The organism is Proteus hauseri, assembly GCF_004116975.1.
GTDB lineage: Bacteria > Pseudomonadota > Gammaproteobacteria > Enterobacterales > Enterobacteriaceae > Proteus > Proteus hauseri.
Window position 1 is genome coordinate 1,408,136 of the sequence record NZ_CP026364.1, and the last position, 15,456, is coordinate 1,423,591.

Genomic DNA, 15,456 nt, shown 5'->3' on the forward strand with positions numbered 1-15,456 from the left:
TTTTAATGGCCACTTTATTATTGGAACGTTCAAATTCATCTATTCATTATAGATAACCAGCACCAGAATTTTAATAAACTTATAATAAAACAATAAGATAAGGGGATTTTCTATGAAACTTCATTTTTTAGGGACGGCTGCCTCTGAAGGCATTCCAAACCCATTCTGCCGTTGTGAACACTGTCTGAAAGCACGAGAACTCGCAGGAAAAGATATTAGAACGCACTCTTCTGCAATCGTTGATGATCTGATGTTGATCGACGTATCACCTACATTTAGCTATCAATTAATGCGTGATGGTATGGATGCAACAGGCTTTGAAAGCTTGCTATTTACTCATACTCACCCAGATCATTTTAATGTTGGCGAGCTTTTCAGTCGTATGGAAGGCTATGGTTTTGAAATTAACCACGCACTACATATTTTTGGTAATGATCGCGCAATTAACGGCTGTATTGAAGTCTTACCCGGCTACAGCAAAGAGCGATTCGCTTTTCACTGTTTAATTCCTTTTGTTACCGTAGAAAGAAATGGCTATAAAATTACACCATTACTGGCTAATCACGCCAAGTGGGAACTTTGCTATGTTTATCATATTGAAAAAGATGGCAAGGTTATTTTTTATGGCCACGACTCAGGTTGGTTCCCTGAATTAACATGGAAATGGTTAGAAAATAAACCATTAGATATCGTGGTTTTTGAATGTACTTATGGCTTAAATGGTAAAGATCGCACAGATAATCATATGAGCCTTGAAACTGTATTTGCAGCTAAAGAAAAACTGCAACAACAAGGTTGTTTACATCAAGATAGCCAAATTGCTGTTTCGCATATTTCACACAGTGGTAAATTGCTTCATCACGAATTAGAAGCAATTTGTGCTCCTCATAATATCCGCGTTGCATACGACGGATTAACGTTAGAAACAAATTAAGAGGAGAACGATGATGGATATGAAAATTACCTCTCGTTTACTAATCATGATGTTCGTCCAATATTTTATGCAAGGTGCATGGAATATGACAATGGGATTAGTATTAAGCAGCTATGGCATGGCAAGTATTATTGGTAACGCCTACGCTTTATTAGGTGTCGCGACTATTATCTCCCCACTGTTTATTGGTATGGTGGCCGACCGTTTCTTTGCTTCACAAAAAGTCATGGGCATACTGCATCTTATTAATGCCGCAGTCATTGTTTGTGTACCTCAATTTATTGAGGCGCAAAACAGTGGTATGACATTATTTATGATTTTCATCATTGGTTTACTGTTTTACCCAACAACTGCACTTTCTAACAGTATCAGTTTCTCTCACATTAATGGTGTGAAATATTTCCCGATTATTCGCGTCTTCGGTACATTTGGTTTTATGGCGATAGGATTTATTTTAGGAGAAATGGGTTTCTCTGGTAGTACCATGACTTGGTATATCGCTTCTGCCGTCGGGGTTGTATTAGGCTTTTATTGCTTCACGCTGCCAAATACGCCACCAAAAGCCAAAGGGAAACCTTTCTCAGCGCGAGATATTTTATGCTTAGATGCGTTGTCATTATTTAAAGATCGCTATTTCGCTATTTTAATGTTTAGCATCTTTATTTTGATGATCCCTAAAACCGCTTATTCTGCTTATATCCCTGTATTTATTAAAGCATTAGGATTTAATAACGCTGCTTCTATTATGCAAATTGGTATTGCGTGTGAAGTGCTATTTATGTTTGTTCTATCGTTTTTCTTAATGAAATTCGGCTTTAAAATTACCTTACTGCTTGGTGCTGTAAGTTGGATTATTCGCTCTATTTTATTTTCTTATGCTGCAGTTGATTCCGGTTTCTATTTTATCGTTATCGGATTAATGCTACAGGGATTATGTTGGGATTTCTTCTTTACTGCTGGTGATATTTATGTTGACCGCAAAGCAAAACCTGAAATTCGTGCTCAAGCGCAGGGTTTACGTTTTATTGTCTCTAATGGTTTCGGCTTATTATTTGCTTCCACTATTTGTGGTCAAATCTTTAATTCAACCGTAACAGAAACAGGCAATGCAGCCTTACCTCAATGGTCAACATTCTGGTATTACCCTGCCATTGTTGCTGCTGTTGTCACTGTGTTCTTTATCTTCTTCTTTAAAGACGATGTGTCTAAAAAGCAAAATAATGAAGATAAAAAAACACAAGAAGGTATTGCCACACCCTAATACCACATTAATAAAGGAATAAGCCAACATCAGGAGCAAACCATGAACGCATTAATACAGTTTGTTGATACTGTTGGCCCTTTATCACTATCAAGTATTGCTAAATTACTGGCCGCCTTTGTTTTGGGCGGTCTTATTGGCTTAGAACGTGAATCAAAGGGAAAACCAGTTGGGTTTAAAACTTGTGTCATTATTGCGGTTGCCAGCTGTTTATTAACAATCGTTTCAATTCAGTCAGCAGAATATTATGCCAATATTTCTGACAATATCCGTAGCGATCCAATGAGATTAGCGGCACAAATTATCAGTGGGGTAGGTTTTTTAGGTGCAGGAGTTATATTACATCGTCGTGATGATGCCATTTCAGGATTAACAACTGCCGCTATTGTATGGGCATCTGCGGGAGTTGGCATTGCCTGTGGTTCTGGATTTTATTGGCATGCCATTATTGTGACTATTCTCTTTTTTCTGGCTATTCAACTTAGCCCACAAGTGGTGCTATTTCAGATGAAAAATCAGCGATTAGGTAAAATTAAAGTACGTATGTTATTTACCCATGAGCGTGGTGTACCGCTATTAATTGAGTATTTAAATAATCATAAAGATGTTATAGAAAACCTCACTATACGAGATATTAAAAAAGAACGAGTAGAAGTAAATTTAAAATTATTAGTACGTCAAAAAGTAACTTTACCTGAGTTTTATTGCTCATTAAAACAATTAGATCATGTTCATTCGGTTTCTCTTGATCACTGATCTACACTAATATACTGGTTAAAACAGCGAGCATAAATTCCTAATCAAAAATGCCACCAATAATTTTATTATTTATTAAAAGTGGCATTTTTTATTTTAATTAAATTTAGTTATTTTTCTTTTAGTGGGTTGCCAATGCGCGCTATATACATCTGACCAAACAACACAGAAGCATAATCTGTAATATGACCAACATCGCGATAAACCGGCACACCATCAATATCGGTTAAACAACTATTTTTATTACATTGTACATCTTTAGGATCGATAACAATTAAAGTGGGATAATCTATTTCCAGTTTTGCAAATAATTGATTAAACCAACTGTTATCCTCACTTTTGTAATTTTTAGGATTACAGTTATTATCCGCAAAATCTTTTCTTAATTTTGCATTTTCATAAAAACAGGTCATAAACCCGCTTGGCATTGCATTTATACTTTTAATTATCACAGGTTTCGCGCCTGTTGCGATAACCATATCCAACGCCTCACGCATTGCTTTTTCGACCCGTGTTCTTGAATCATCAAGCGTTCTTTTATCTCCTACTTTATTAATTACATGATTTGAAGCGTAGTTATTCCAAACTTGTCCAAATATCACATAATCAAAATGACCTTGTTTGATCATTTGATAATATTTAACCGTATGATCATAGCAACGTTGATAAACTGCATCTTTATGATTTGACCAATCATAAAGATAGATATTGGGCAAAGTTATACAAGATGAAGTTGCCTGAGCATATACATCTAAGTGTGCATCTTTAGCCAATATATCGATAAAACCCCAAAAATGATTTGCATGAGAATCGCCCAATAGAAATGCTTTTTTCTTACTGGTTATCTCACCAATATGGCATATTTCATCAGGATTTATCGCTTCAAAGTTCATGCACTTAGAACGATTTACATACTCAAATTGCTGTAATTTATGCTCTAGATTAACGTAATTTTGCCCTAGCCTTACACCTAAACCTTGGTATTTTTCATTTAACGCATTTAGGCTCAATGTGATTAAGATTGGAACAATTAACAGTAATGTTATCGAATATTTAAATGCCAAACGCTTTCTTCTAAATGGTTTTTCAATAAGCAGATAAGAACTTACAGAGAGTAATACCGTTAGGGCTAAAATAAGTCCTTTTTGTGTTGCCGTATCAAAGACACCCACATAACGTGCGACCGCAAATAACGGCCAATGCCATAGGTAAAGCGAATAAGATAATAGACCAATAATAACAATAGGTTTGAATGCGAGTATTTTCTCAATAACACTACCTTGTTGCCCGGTATAAATTATCAATGCAGCAGCTAAACAGACATAAAGTGTTTGATAATTTGGGTAACCTAAAATAACGTCATCTTGAAAAGCGATCCAAAAAATACTTCCCAGTGCAATTAAGCTAATAATATGATTAATAATTGGATGAAGTTTAAATTTACGAGGAAAATAAGCAGCGCAAACTCCCAGCATAAATTCAAATATTCTAGCCGTAAAAAAATAGTAGTTACGGGGCTGATCTTTTTGATAATGCATTGCTATCAGAAAAGCCAGAATCGTAATAACAACAACAATATAAAAATGATTTATCTTTTCTTTACGATTAAATTTATGTAGTCCGTAAAGGGCAAAAGGTAAAAATAAATACCATTGCCATTCTATGGCTAAAGACCAAGTGTGTAATAACGGTAAAAATAGCGCATCTTGTGCAGCATAGCTGGTTGTTGCTCTTGCAAAATATTTATTTGAGATAAACGCAGAGGCATATTTTTCGCTATTGGTAATATCTAGAAAATCACTTGGCAGATAAAAAGCACCTGATATCAGTAAAACTACAATCAATAGCATCAGGTAAAGCGGTTGTAATCGCCACAAACGACGATTATAAAAATCTGTTAGTGAAAAATTCCCTTTTTCTAGAGCGGTTTTAATAATGTAGGAAATTAAGAACCCAGAGATCACAAAAAAAATATCAACGCCAATAAAACCAGAAGGGACAATATTCTTATCAAAATGGAAAAGGAGCACGAGAATAACAGCAACCGCTCTAAGCCCATCAACATCAGCACGATATTTAATATTCATTACTCAGTACATAATCCCAATTAATAACAATCTCAAAATTATATACTAATTTTTTATCTATAAATTAATAATTCCCAAACCATATCTGATTAAAATCATGGGTAATATTTAAAATAACTTTGCTCGATAATGAACCTTGGCTAATAACAAACTTAGGCTTTACTATTTTCCAACAAGGTATGGGTGATGAGAAAACCGTATCAAGATTATTATTAATAATATAGTCGTAAAAAATTTTTATCTCTTTTGATGACGTATTTTTGCTTAGTCGCCCCAATGTAAGATGAACAATATTCTTATGTAAACCAGTATCAATAGGAATATCTTTATAAACCCTTTGGCGAAAATGCTCTAATTCTGGTGAAATTGCAGTTAATACCACGCTACCATTTGACGTTAACACGACTTCACTAAAAATAAGTTCAATGGTGTTGTGTCGCTGAAATAAGCAAGCTATTTCACTACACCATTGGTGTAATATCTCTTTATTACTAATAAAATTTTGCTGTTTTCGGTTAAAAATAGCGAGCAGTGTAGAATGGAAATCTGCTTTTTGAGTAAACTTAATAAACGGAAATAACCTTTCAAGCTTTCGACAATAAATATCAAGTTGCTGAACAATAGCGATAAAATCTTTATCAGCTTCTCTTTCATTTACCGCTAATTGCCCTGCGTTTAAACTAATATCAATTATTGTTTCATCATTCACCTGCTTTAACCACGCTTCGCCTGTTGCTAGTTTTCTACCAGTTGCTTGTGTCAAAAACTCATAAGCCATAAATATGCCTTAGTAAAAATAAGATTATTACTAACACTTTGGTTTGCGTGGTTTGGAAAATCAAGTTTTAGCGCAAATGATAAAAAAGTGGCCTTCTAATAAAAAGCCACAGTCACATCAAAGGGGGAGATGTTAAAAGATGGGGTTACTTATAAATACTCAATCAAAATCAAAGGGATTACAGAAAATCAGCAGCTTTAAACTTCGCTAATGCATCGGCTTTTTGTTCCGCAGTCATTGGACGCAATGGGCGACGAGGATCACCAACATCAATACCATGCAATTGCATCGCGACTTTTCCTGCCGCAACACCACCGTATTCAACTAAAACTCGAATTATCGTAATCACTTTATCCATACAGGCAGCAACAGCTTTATGGTCACCTGCATTGAATTTATCAATTATTTCAAGGTATAACTGCGCAGCATAATTATAAGTGCTGCCTACTGCACTTAGTGCACCGCAGGCTAGTCCTGCTGGAATAAACTCATCAACGCCAAATGGGATGTCATACTTACCATTGTCTACACGCAAACAACGCTGAAATTCATACATATCAGGAGAATTAAACTTCATACCCGATAGATTTGGAATTTTTTTACCCGCAGCTTGTAAGAATTTTTCCATATCAATGCTCAAACCTGACATGGTGGAATGATAATAATAAAAACCTTTAGACGGTGCGCTTTCTGCTGCTAAACGACAATATTCAACCAAATCATCAACATTTCCCGGTTTAAAGAAACAAGGGCCAATCACTGATGTTGCTTTAATCTCTAAAGTCTCAGCATGGTGAGCAAGTTCGATAGTATCAGCGATACTTAACGCACCGGTGTGAATAATTAAATCTAATTTACCCTGACTCGCAGCAACCCAGCGCTCGGCAACTTTTTTACGTTCTTCAACGGAGCAATGAATACCTTCACCTGTTGTTCCTAATACATAAGCACCGGTTACACCACTTGAAATAAGGTGTTTTGCTATCTCATCAATGACAGGATAATTAACGCTACCGTCTGTCGCAAAAGGAGTATGAGGAGCGGCAATCAATCCAGAGAGTTTATTCATGATGACTTCCTTTGGAGGTTAATTTCTTTATTATTTATATAATGGAGCTTTGCTCTATATTAGAGAGCAAAACTTCAGAACGCAATAACGAAATCAGCGTTAAAGGAAGAGAAAAATGAAAGTGTGATCTTTCACAGATTTTTGCTAAAAACCACACAATACAGAAATAAACTTATGCGCAATGAGTGTGTTTTAATGCGTTCAATGTTCGAAGTTTTTGTTCTTTTACCAATTCTGGCTGGGCTTGAACTAACAACGTATAGAGGAGATCCAACACAAAAAGCTGTGCTGTTTTGGTCCCAATAGAGTCACCTTGCAGTTTCCCTTGGCGATTACCATTAATCAGATGATAATCTGCATATTCCATTATCTGTGAACCCAAATTATGAGTCAGTGCTATGGTGATTGCTCCTGCTTCTTTTGCAACTTTAAGGGCATGAACAGTTTCAGGTGAGTTACCCGAATGACTAATCCCAATAGCAACATCGCCTGGTTTTAATAATGAGGCCTGCATATACATAAAATGGTTATTTGTTACCGCATCAACTCGATGGCCAATTCGCATGAGCTTATTTTTAAGATCTTCTGCGGTAATACCTGAAGAACCTACACCACAAATAAAAATATAGTTGGCTGGCAATAAAGCATTTACCGCACCTTGAACTTGTTTCATATCGAGCAAATTCAATGTTTCCGACAATACGTTATTAATTGTTGCCTGTAGTTTTAAACCAATAGTATGGATATCGTCTTCGTGACTCACTTCAGCATCAAGGATAGGTGACTCTTCACTATCTGAAGTTGCCATCTCAATTGCCAAATCCATTTTAAAATCTTGAAAACCTTTATAACCTAATGTACGACAAAAACGTACAACCGTGGCTTCACCTGCTTTTGTCGCTTGTGATAGTTGAGCAATAGAAAGTTGAGTTACTTCTGTAGGATGAAACAGGATATAGTCTGCAATACGCTGTGATACTCGCGTTAAGCTATTTTTCATTGCACCTAGCGTATCAAGTATTTTACCCGGCTTTAGTCGAGTCGTTGCCTGTTCTGTCATGGACATTATCCTTGGTTGCAGAAGATACACGGAAAAAGAATTCTGCCAACAAGAGTACCAATTCCAACACGTTAAAAAAAGCCTTGCTCATACAATAATGTGATAATAACAAAGCGCTTTATTTCCAATATCATCATGATATAACTTACTGATACATCAGAAATAAAGCACGTTATTAAAACAACCGCGATTAGTCACACAATGCTGCAATATCTAACTTAATAACAACTTTCTTTACTGTATTTACACTTTTTTCACCCGCTATTCCCGGTTTATGCGGTTCATAAGGCATAAAAATAGCAAACATATTCGGTGAGAGTGATAATGTTTGTCGATGAGTTATTGTATCCGTAAGTTGATAATCATCTGCTTCATTATAAGGTGTCGTATCTTGCGCCGAACCTTTTATACCAAAATCAATAATCTCTTCACCTGATAACAGTATTTGAATATCAATATAACGCTGGTGCAACTCAGCTCGCTTTTGCTCTCGAGGTTGCGTTTCAAATGTCATCACATTCATAAACAGCGTTTCATCTTCAATTTTATAACTACCTGGAGCAAGAGAGGCGGGATCAAGTGCTAATGCTTTTTCTATTGCACCACGTAGCGCTGAATTCATTTCTGGCATCATTTTCAGATCTGATATATGTCCAAATAACATAGGTTATCCCTTATTAATTTTCTGATATTTCACTGTCATTTAATGAAATTTGTTTTGCTGATGCAAAAAGTGGTGCCGTAATAAACCCAGCAATCACCACAGACATCGCGCCAATGACGCCATAAAAGAAGAAATTAAGATCACTACCATAACGCGCTGCTAATACCGCAATAATACTGACAATGATACCTACAACAGCGCTACCTGCATTGGCACGTTTAACAAAAATACCAAGCATAAATAACCCTGTCATTGGACCACCCATTAAACCGATCAAGCTATTAAAAGCATCCCAAATTTCAGCCTCATCAGATAAAACAAGCCAAATTGCCGCGAAACTACTGAACACACCAGCAACAATAATAACGAGTCTGGCTATTCTCATTTTTTGTTCAGCACTGCGTTCGACCTTACTTAAGCGAGTGTATATATCAGAGTTAAAGCAGCTGGAAATACTATTTAAACTACTGGAAATACTAGATTGAGCAGCAGCGAAAATGGCTGCAATAATTAATCCTGCAATACCCACTGGCATTTCAGTCACAATAAATAGAGGTAGAATACCGCCGGTATTAAAACCTTCAGGTAATAAACTAGGATTTTGTTTGTAATACACAAATAGCGCCGAGCCGATAGCAAAGAAGAAAATAGGAATAATGGCAACTAATTTGGCGTTTGTGATCAACGTACGCTTAGTTTCTTCAATTGAATCCGTCACAATATAACGTTGTACGACATCCTGACTCGCTGTGAATTGCTGAATATTAGCGAACAAAAATCCAATCATCAAAACAGGAATAGTGCTATCCGTCCAACTCCAACGAAATTGAGTTGTCGGGAAAAATTTATCTGCTTGTGATGTCATTGTGAATACTTCACTAATTCCACCATCGACTTTAAAGCAGATCATAATAAAGATAAGTACGGCACCACCAGAAAGTAATAACCCTTGAATAACATCGGTCCAAATAACCCCTTCAATACCCCCCATCCATGTATAGATAATACATAGCAAACTAATCAACACAATTAATACTACCGGATCGATCCCCATAAAAGGACGCAGCGCAAGTACAGTCAAATAAGTAATGATGGCAACTCGACCAATATGAAATAACATAAATGAAAGGCTAGCAAATAAGCGGCTGCGTACATCAAAACGTGCTTCTAAATATTCATAGGCCGATGTTATTTTTAATTTCCTAAAAAAAGGAATATAGAAATAAAAAACTAATGGCAAAATAGCGATAGCTAAATATTGCCCAAGAATAAAAGTCCAGTCTGAGGTATAAGCCTTTGCTGGAATGGACATAAAAGTAATAGAACTCAATGTGGTTGCAAAAACGGAGACACCTGCAGCCCAACCCGGAACACGACCACCACCACGGAAATAGTCATCTGCTGTTTTTTGACGTTTAGAGAAATAAACGCCAACAAGTAACATTGCCGCTAAATAACCGAACAGTACTGCATAATTAACGAAACCAAAATCATGTAATTGCATTTTTTAGTCCTGCCATATGTAGGGTAAAGGGTAAGTTTTACGACAGTTTTTTATTGCTCTCTGGCCCAAAGAACTGAACCCCAGAGCCCAGCATCATGATGATAATGAGCCGATAAGATGGGCACTTGTAATGTTAATGGTTGTTGTGTCATGGCTGCTTGAACGAGCTCTATATACCCTTTTGCTAACCCAACACTACCGCCAAGGACGACACAATCGGCATCGGTTGTTGCTTTAATATCTGCCACCAAATTTGCGATTGTGTTTGCTGAACGTTCAATAATTGATTTTGCTTGCGGATTTCCCTGATGAAAGGCTGCAAAAATCGCTTTAGCATCTTTTCCGGCAAGTTCATTGGTCGCTTGTGCCGCTATCGCTCGGCCTGAGGCAATTGCTTCAACGCAACCGTAACGACCGCACCCACAACGTGGCCCATGAGGATCAGCTAATGTATGACCTAAATGACCTGCAATACCTCGTTTTCCTATAAAGAGTTGTCCTTGCTGAATAACGCCACCGCCAACACCTGTCGATACAGTAATAAACGCCATATCAGAGATGGTTTCGCGACGGTAATTATATTCAGCCCATGTTGCCGCTTGAGCATCATTGAGTAACCAACATGGCAATCCAGTAAGCTCAAATAATTTTTCCTTTAAAGGAAAATTCCTTAGCCCACCTAAATTATCAGGGTTCAATGCTGTTAAAACGCCATTACAAATAATCCCTGTTGATGCCACCGCAACACTATCAGCATGAGCTTTTAGTGGTGTAATAATGGCAACTAACGCCTCATAAAGTTGTGTTGGTGATGCACTGGCTGGTGTGGTGATTTGAGTATGTTGTGTCAATTGGTTATCTCGACTAATTAATGCCGCCGAGATTTTTGTTCCTCCAATATCAATTGCTAATGTATTCATTTATCTAGCTCCTGCTGCCACTTTAATGCCTGAGTGAACCAATCACATACACACTCAAGACGCGTTAATGCTGATCCCACAGTGACAGCCCAAGCACCTGCTTGCATAGCTCTTGCTGCCATCATTGGCGTGTTATAACGCCCTTCAGCAATCACTCGACATCCTTTTTCTGCCAATGCAGTCACTAAATCCAAATCAGGTAATTTCGGTATTTCACCGCCGGTATAACCTGACATTGTTGAACCAATAAATTCTGTACCTAATTCTTGGCAATACATGCCTTCATTAAAAGTAGCGCAATCAGCCATCGCCAATTTTCCTAAATAATGAATACGGGCCAATAACGCTTTCACCGCCACGGGACGCTCACGATCAGTGCCATCAAAAGCAATAATATCTGCACCTTCTGCCGCTAATTCCTCAACATCACTAAGCCACGGCGTGATCCTCACAGGACTATCGGGTAAATCACGCTTTACAATGCCAATAATCGGTACATCGATAAGTGGACGAGTTGCCTTTAAATTATCAATTCCCTCAATACGCACAGCGATAGCACCAGCATTTACTGCGGCTTGAGCCATTGCAGCAACAATTTCTGGCTTATCCATTGGACTATTATCAACAGGCTGGCAAGACACAATTAACCCACCTTTTTGTTGAATATCTTTAATCATTGTTTTAATTAGCGCCATTTTTAATACACCGCTCTCTTTTTTTGAAATATAACTCCAAATTATAATATTTTACGGAGTTTGATTTCTCAATCAAAAAAAAGACAATTTGTGAAGAGGATCAAACAATAAACGAAAGACTGTAACCAACTGATAAATAATAAAAATAAAGAGGGAGAATGATATTCTTATCATTCTCCCTCTTTATTTAGCTTGTTTTCTTTAATGGAAATTAAAAATTAAATTGCAATTTAATACGATAATGCGTCTGACGATTATGACTAAAGGGACTTACTGTCATAGTGAAAATTTCAAAATAAGGAGTGAATGTAATATGGCTTTGATATGAAAAAACCACTTTAAATTTATTAGATGCATAACAAATAAAACCATTAAGGCAATTTATTTTTCATCATTAATACCATGTGTGCTAATTGAAAAATTGGTTATTTAATATGACTAGAATCAAATCAAATTGTTATTTTTTAATATAATTTGTATCCGCATTGTTAGTATGGATTTATTTATTTTACTCGTTATAATTCTCCCGTCATTTTAAGTAGTAGTTCATCACATTGAGTTCGCTTAAAGATACTCAGGTCTGTCTTGAATGATTGAAAAATGAATTCTTATTCTCTGCTGGACGTTTTTTAAACGCCCGGTACGGATGTTATTTATCAATTAACCAGGAGACTCTGATGCAAATCAGTCGGAGATCGTTCTTTAAGATCTGTGCTGGCGGAATGGCTGGTACATCTGCGGCATTACTCGGCTTTTCACCTGAAGTCGCGGCAAGCTCTCGTCAATATAAACTCTTACGTTCTATAGAAACGCGCAATAACTGTACTTACTGTTCTGTAGGTTGTGGCATTTTAATGTACAGCTTAGGCGATGGTGCAAAAAACGTAGATAAAAGCATTTATCACATTGAAGGCGACCCCGACCATCCCGTCAGCCGTGGTTCTTTATGCCCAAAAGGCGCTGGCCTTGTCGACTATATTCATAGTGAAAACCGCTTAAAATACCCAGAATATCGCAAACCAGGCTCAGATAAATGGGAACGAATTTCATGGAATGAGGCGATAGACAAAATCGCACGTTTAATGAAAAAAGATCGTGATGAAAACTTTGTTACTCATAACGAAAAAGGACAAAAAGTAAACCGCTGGCTAACAACAGGTATGTTGTGTTCATCTGCGGCAAGTAATGAAACTGGCATTCTAGATAACAAATTCTCACGTTCATTAGGCATGATTGCTATCGATTGTCAGGCAAGACTCTGCCATGCGCCAACGGTAGCGGCATTAGCGCCCACCTTTGGTCGTGGTGCAATGACTAACAACTGGGTTGATATTAAAAATGCCAACGTTGTATTAATTATGGGGGGCAATCCAGCCGAAGCACACCCTGTAGGTTTTAAGTGGGTAATTGAAGCAAAGACTAAAAATAATGCTAAGGTTATTGTCGTTGACCCTCGCTTTAACCGCAGCGCCGCTGTAGCTGATTTATATTCTCCTATTCGTGCAGGCTCTGATACCGCCTTTTTATTAGGCGTCATTAATTATCTAATTGAGCATGATAAAATTCAGCATGAATATGTTAAAGCCTATACCAATGCACCATTAATTATTCGCGAAGACTATCGCTTCGATGAAGGCCTTTTCAGCGGGTTTGATAAAGAAAACCAAAGCTATGATAAAACCTCATGGCACTATGAACTTGATGAAAATGGTTTAGCGTTAAGAGATGATTCTCTGCAACACCCCCGTTGTGTTTGGAATTTACTAAAGCACCACGTATCGCGTTATACCCCTGAAATGGTGACCTCTTTATGTGGCACACCATTAGAAGATTTTCTCTATATTTGTGAAGCATTAGCTTCAACAAGTGTTAATGATCGTACCTCAACTATTCTTTATGCCTTAGGTTGGACTCACCACACCGGTGGAGCACAAACTATTCGTGCCGCAGGGATGATCCAACTGTTATTAGGGAATGTAGGAATGCCGGGTGGTGGTGTTAACGCACTGCGTGGTCACTCAAATATTCAAGGCTATAGTGACCTCGGATTATTATCATTAAATTTACCAGGCTATATGCCATTACCTAATGAAAAACAGACTTCATTAGAAACTTATTTATCGCAAATTACGCCTAAAACTGTCGTTGCTGACCAAATCAACTACTGGAAAAGAACTCCTGACTTTTTTATTAGCTTATTAAAAAGTTTTTGGGGGGATAGTGCGACAGAAAGTAATGAATGGGGTTATCACTGGTTACCTAAATGGGATAAAAGCTACGATATCATGGCGCAAACGCAAATGATGATTGATGGCAAAATGAATGGTTATATTGTTCAAGGCTTTAACCCATTAGCCGCATTTGCTGATAAAAATAAATGCAGTGCCGCATTAGCCAAATTGAAATATATGGTCGTTATCGATCCGTTAGTGACAGAATCTTCTAACTTCTGGCAAAACCACGGTGAAATGAACGATGTTACCTCTGCGGATATTCAAACAGAGATATTTCGTCTACCTTCGTCTTGCTTTGCTGAAGAAAACGGCTCAATTGCTAACTCAGGTCGTTGGTTACAATGGCACTGGGCTGGTGCTAAGCCACCAGCACAAGCATGGCACGATGGTAAAATTTTAGGGCATTTATTAATGCGCTTACGCGAATTATATCGCGAAGAAGGCGGCGCATGTCCTGAACCTGTGATGAATCTAGCTTGGAATTATGTCGACCCTTATGATCCTCAACCAGAAGAAGTGGCAAGAGAAGCTAATGGCCAAGCAATGCGTGATATCTACGATGATTCAGGCAAATTATTATTTAAAAAAGGACAGCAACTTGATGGATTCCATCAGTTGAAATCTGATGGTTCAACAGCAAGCTTTTGTTGGGTTTATTCTGGTTGCTGGACTGAAAAAGGCAACCAAATGGCCAATCGCGATAACTCAGATCCATCTGGATTAGGTTGTACGCCGGGTTGGGCTTTTGCATGGCCTCAAAACCGTCGAGTATTATATAACCGTGCTTCTGTCGATCCTCAGGGTAAACCGTGGGATGAAAAACGCCAGCTTATCAAATGGAATGGTTCGCAATGGGTAGGCCCTGATGTGCCTGACTACAATAATGCTGCCCCAAATAGCGGTGTTGGACCTTTTATTATGCAAGCTGAGGGTATGGGCCGCTTATTTGCTGTCGATAAAATGGCTGATGGTCCATTCCCAGAATTCTACGAACCATTTGAATCACCTGTTGAGCATAATATTTTACACCCAGAGGTTTCACGTAACCCTGTTGCACGCTTATATAGCTACGATGCTGATCACTTAGGTAAAGCTGACGAATTTCCATTTGTTGCAACAACCTATTCAATTACCGAATTGTTCCGCCATTGGACTAAACATTCATTAATCAATGCGATAGCACAGCCCGATCAATTTATCGAGATTGGTGAGCAATTGGCATTACGCAAAGGTATTGTTGCGGGTGATGAAGTCAAAGTTAGTGCAAAACGCGGTTATATAAAAGCAAAAGCCGTTGTCACTAAGCGTATTAGACCACTCACTATCAACGGTAACGTCGTTGATACGATAGGTATTCCTTGTCACTGGGGATTTGAAGGTGCAACACGTAAAGGTTTCCTTGCTAATACATTAACGCCGTCTGTAGGTGATGCGAACTCGTTCACGCCAGAATATAAGGCGTTTTTAGTTAACATCGAAAAGGCATAAGGGGAA

General features: G+C 37.7%; 13 protein-coding genes. 4 read left to right on the top strand and 9 right to left on the bottom strand.

Going from position 1 to position 15,456, the window contains the following annotated elements; genetic code table 11:
- The first annotated feature begins 112 nt into the window (after positions 1 to 112).
- The 3 genes from PH4a_RS06395 to PH4a_RS06405 are packed head-to-tail and all read left to right on the top strand — an operon-like array spanning position 113 to position 2,951.
- Positions 113 to 934 (top strand): MBL fold metallo-hydrolase, encoded by an 822-nt coding sequence (locus tag PH4a_RS06395; RefSeq protein ID WP_129038634.1) that lies wholly within the window; start codon positions 113 to 115, stop codon positions 932 to 934.
- Positions 935 to 947: 13 nt separating this feature from the next.
- Positions 948 to 2,195 (top strand): MFS transporter, encoded by a 1,248-nt coding sequence (locus tag PH4a_RS06400; protein ID WP_064718263.1) that lies wholly within the window; start codon positions 948 to 950, stop codon positions 2,193 to 2,195.
- A gap of 42 nt (positions 2,196 to 2,237) precedes the next feature.
- On the top strand, positions 2,238 to 2,951 hold the full coding sequence (locus tag PH4a_RS06405; protein ID WP_064718264.1) for an MgtC/SapB family protein: 714 nt from the start codon (positions 2,238 to 2,240) through the stop codon (positions 2,949 to 2,951).
- 110 nt (positions 2,952 to 3,061) lie between these two features.
- On the opposite strand, the gene PH4a_RS06410 is transcribed toward PH4a_RS06405, so the two are convergent.
- The 9 genes from PH4a_RS06410 to PH4a_RS18485 all read right to left on the bottom strand — a co-directional run bounded on the left by PH4a_RS06410 (position 3,062) and on the right by PH4a_RS18485 (position 12,065).
- Positions 3,062 to 5,038: an acyltransferase family protein gene (locus PH4a_RS06410; protein WP_129038636.1), complete on the bottom strand. Its 1,977-nt coding sequence runs from the start codon at positions 5,036 to 5,038 to the stop codon at positions 3,062 to 3,064.
- Positions 5,039 to 5,102: 64 nt separating this feature from the next.
- Positions 5,103 to 5,816: a hypothetical protein gene (locus tag PH4a_RS06415; RefSeq protein WP_129038638.1), complete on the bottom strand. Its 714-nt coding sequence runs from the start codon at positions 5,814 to 5,816 to the stop codon at positions 5,103 to 5,105.
- 178 nt (positions 5,817 to 5,994) lie between these two features.
- Entirely contained in the window at positions 5,995 to 6,885 is an 891-nt protein-coding gene (locus tag PH4a_RS06420) for a dihydrodipicolinate synthase family protein (protein ID WP_129038640.1), read from the bottom strand.
- A 172-nt stretch (positions 6,886 to 7,057) separates the two neighbouring features.
- A complete protein-coding gene (locus tag PH4a_RS06425) occupies positions 7,058 to 7,945 on the bottom strand; it encodes a MurR/RpiR family transcriptional regulator (RefSeq protein ID WP_129038642.1) in 888 nt (295 codons plus the stop codon).
- Positions 7,946 to 8,135: 190 nt separating this feature from the next.
- On the bottom strand, positions 8,136 to 8,609 hold the full coding sequence (gene nanQ, locus PH4a_RS06430; protein ID WP_129038645.1) for an N-acetylneuraminate anomerase: 474 nt from the start codon (positions 8,607 to 8,609) through the stop codon (positions 8,136 to 8,138).
- A 13-nt stretch (positions 8,610 to 8,622) separates the two neighbouring features.
- A complete protein-coding gene (locus tag PH4a_RS06435) occupies positions 8,623 to 10,113 on the bottom strand; it encodes a sodium:solute symporter family protein (protein ID WP_129038647.1) in 1,491 nt (496 codons plus the stop codon).
- 50 nt (positions 10,114 to 10,163) lie between these two features.
- Complete coding sequence (nanK, locus tag PH4a_RS06440; protein ID WP_129038649.1) at positions 10,164 to 11,033, bottom strand: N-acetylmannosamine kinase; 870 nt, start codon at positions 11,031 to 11,033, stop codon at positions 10,164 to 10,166.
- Positions 11,030 to 11,728, bottom strand: coding sequence for an N-acetylmannosamine-6-phosphate 2-epimerase (locus PH4a_RS06445; RefSeq protein WP_129038652.1), 699 nt, complete (start codon positions 11,726 to 11,728; stop codon positions 11,030 to 11,032). The genes nanK and PH4a_RS06445 overlap by 4 nt, the downstream gene beginning before the upstream one ends.
- 211 nt (positions 11,729 to 11,939) lie before the next feature.
- Entirely contained in the window at positions 11,940 to 12,065 is a 126-nt protein-coding gene (locus tag PH4a_RS18485) for an oligogalacturonate-specific porin KdgM family protein (protein ID WP_164971534.1), read from the bottom strand.
- A gap of 340 nt (positions 12,066 to 12,405) precedes the next feature.
- Here PH4a_RS18485 and fdnG point away from each other — a divergent pair, with 340 nt between their 5' ends.
- Positions 12,406 to 15,450 carry a formate dehydrogenase-N subunit alpha gene (fdnG, locus tag PH4a_RS06455; RefSeq protein WP_129038654.1) on the top strand — a complete coding sequence of 1,015 codons (3,045 nt, stop codon included), beginning with the start codon at positions 12,406 to 12,408 and terminating at the stop codon, positions 15,448 to 15,450.
- The last annotated feature ends 6 nt before the right edge of the window (positions 15,451 to 15,456 follow it).